This is a genomic window from Herminiimonas contaminans, from assembly GCF_015645465.1.
GTDB lineage: Bacteria > Pseudomonadota > Gammaproteobacteria > Burkholderiales > Burkholderiaceae_D > Oxalicibacterium > Oxalicibacterium contaminans.
The window spans coordinates 1-1,318 of the sequence record NZ_JADOEL010000050.1; the positions used below are offsets into that span (position 1 = coordinate 1).

Consider the following 1,318-nt stretch of genomic DNA (forward strand, 5'->3'; position numbering starts at 1 on the left):
TGAACCGCCCCGGAAATTGTGGAGGCTTCTTTATCTGAGAGAATGGAGCCATGAAGAAAGCAAACAAGTTTTCCCCCGAGGTGCGCGAGCGCGCAGTACGGATGGTGCAGGAACACCGCGGTGCGTATCCATCGCTGTGGGCGGCGATTGAATCGATTGCACCAAAGATTGGCTGCGTGCCACAAACTTTGCACGAATGGGTGCGTAAGCACGAAGTGGATACCGGTCAGCGAGATAGGGTGACCAGCGACGAACGTGAGCGTGTCAAGGCACTGGAACGTGAAGTCAAGGAGCTGCGTCGTGCCAACGAGATATTGAAGCTGGCCAGCGCGTTTTTCGCCCAGGCGGAGCTCGACCGCCGCTTAAAATCCTAAGGCAGTTTATTGACCAACATCGGCACACCTTTGGGGTCGAGCCACTCTGCCGCGTCCTGCAGATTGCCCCGTCCGGTTATCGCCGATATGCCGCACAGCAAAGGAATCCGCAATTGCAGTCTTTCCGAGCTAAGCGGGATGCGGTGCTCATGCCTGAGATTCAACGGGTCTGGGAAGCCAACATGAAGGTGTATGGTGCCGACAAGGTATGGCGACAGCTACAGCGCGAGCAGCAGGCGGTGGCCCGCTGCACCGTTGAGAGATTGATGCGCCAAATAGGCATTCAGGGAGCACGCCGGGGCAAGACCGTGCGCACCACCATTGCCGATACCGCGGCACCTTGCCCATCTGACCGTGTGAACCGGCAATTTAAGGCCAACCGGCCAAACCAGCTCTGGGTCAGCGACTTTACCTATGTATCAACCTGGCAAGGCTGGCTGTACGTGGCGTTCGTGATTGATGTATTTGCCCGTCGCATTGTCGGCTGGCGAGTCAGTAGCAGCATGCAGACCGACTTCGTGCTGGATGCCTTGGAGCAGGCACTGTACGACCGCCAGCCCGAACGCGGGAATGGTCTTATCCACCATTCGGACAGAGGTTCTCAATACGTGTCGATTCGATACTCGGAACGCTTGGCAGAAGCTGGAATTGAACCGTCTGTGGGCAGTCGAGGCGATAGCTACGACAACGCGTTGGCAGAAACCATCAACGGGTTGTACAAGGCGGAGGTGATTCATCGTCGCGCCCCCTGGAAAACCAAGGCAGCGGTGGAATTGGCCACGCTCGAATGGGTTGCCTGGTTCAATCATCATCGCTTGCTCGCGCCAATCGGGTATATTCCTCCTGCCGAAGCGGAAAGAAACTACTACCGGCAAACAAGCGAACATCCTACCGTGCAGACTTAACTTAAACCAACCAGCCTCCACGAAACCCGGGGCGGTTCA

Annotated in this window: 1 protein-coding gene and 1 other annotated feature; the gene reads left to right on the plus strand. The window is 56.8% G+C overall.

The features are described 5' to 3' along the window. Positions 1–50: 50 nt before the first annotated feature. Positions 51–1,279, plus strand: a protein-coding gene (locus IXC47_RS19270) for an IS3 family transposase (protein WP_195876768.1) whose coding sequence is annotated in 2 segments (ribosomal slippage) — positions 51–339 and positions 339–1,279 — 1,230 coding nt in all. Because the reading frame shifts where the segments join, the coding sequence is not laid out codon by codon here. Further along, positions 329–445 (plus strand) — a sequence feature (AL1L pseudoknot). Its footprint overlaps the gene before it by 117 nt. Positions 1,280–1,318: the final 39 nt, after the last annotated feature.